At 45.8% G+C, this 1,337-nt stretch carries 1 protein-coding gene; it reads left to right on the forward strand.

All coding sequences use genetic code 11. The annotated features are described in order from the left end of the window. Positions 1-1,337: Ig-like domain-containing protein (locus tag QZ824_RS11650; protein WP_291276184.1), on the forward strand; the 1,337-nt coding region annotated here is incomplete at both ends.

Raw genomic sequence — 1,337 nt, forward strand, 5'->3', positions numbered from 1 at the left:
AAATGCTTCACCAACGGCAGCAATTACAACAACGACACCAACGACGTTCTGTTCAGGAGGATCAGTAGTGCTGACAGCAAGTGCAGGAAGTTCATACAAATGGATGAATGGTAGCACAGCCATCACAGGAGCAACAGCACAGACCTATACAGCAACAGCAGCGGGTTCCTATACGGTAGAAGTAACGAATGCGAATAACTGCAAAGCAACTTCAACAGCAACAACGGTAACAGTAAGTGCTGCACCAACAGCAACGATTAACACAAGTAAACCAACGATATTTTGTTCTGGCGGAAGTGTGACACTGTCAGCAAGTGCAGGAAGTTCATACAAATGGATGAATGGTAGCACAGCCATCACAGGAGCAACAGCACAGACTTATACAGCAACAGCAGCGGGATCCTATACGGTAGAAGTAACGAATGCGAATAACTGCAAAGCAACTTCAACAGCAACAACGGTTACGGTAAATGCACTTCCAACAGCAGCGATTACCACAACAACAACAACAACGACTTTCTGTGCAGGAGGAAGTGTAGTACTTACAGCAAGTGCAGGTTCATCATACAAATGGATGAATGGTAACACAGCCATCACAGGTGCAACTTCACAGACTTATACAGCAACGACAGCAGGAAATTATACAGTAGAAGTAAGCAATGCGAATAACTGCAAAGCAACGTCATCAGCAACAACGGTAACAGTAAGCACGGCACCAACGGCTACGATCACCACATCAACGGCAACGGCGTTCTGCGCAGGTGGCTCTGTAGTATTAACAGCCAGTGCAGGAAGTTCATACAAATGGATGAATGGTAGCACAGCAATCACAGGAGCAACAGCACAGACCTTTACAGCAACAGCAGCTGGTTCATATACAGTAGAAGTAAGCAATGCAGGGAATTGTTCAGCCACTTCATCAGCAACGGTTGTTACTGTGAATGATCTGCCTCTGGCAACGATCACCGCATCGGGTTCAACAAATATTCCTGCCGGTGGAAGTGTAGATTTAAATGCCAATACCGGTTCAGGACTTACCTACAAGTGGTTCAAGGGCAACACGGAGGTTGGAACAGCATCGAGCTTTACAGCTATAGAGGCTGGAGTATATACGGTAGAAGTAACCAACGCAGCAGGTTGTTCTACAACTTCTGCCGGCACAGCCGTGAACATCAATACCAATAAGCCCTCACAAATCACTATAACATCTCCATCCACAAATACAAGCGTTCAGGGTACAATCACAATTACTGCTGATATTACGGATCCGGATGGCAGCATAGTGTTGGTTGAATACCTGGATGGGAATACAGTTATTGGTACAAGTACATCGGCTC

The organism is Flavobacterium sp. (assembly GCF_021151785.1).
Classification (GTDB): Bacteria; Bacteroidota; Bacteroidia; order Flavobacteriales; family Flavobacteriaceae; genus Flavobacterium.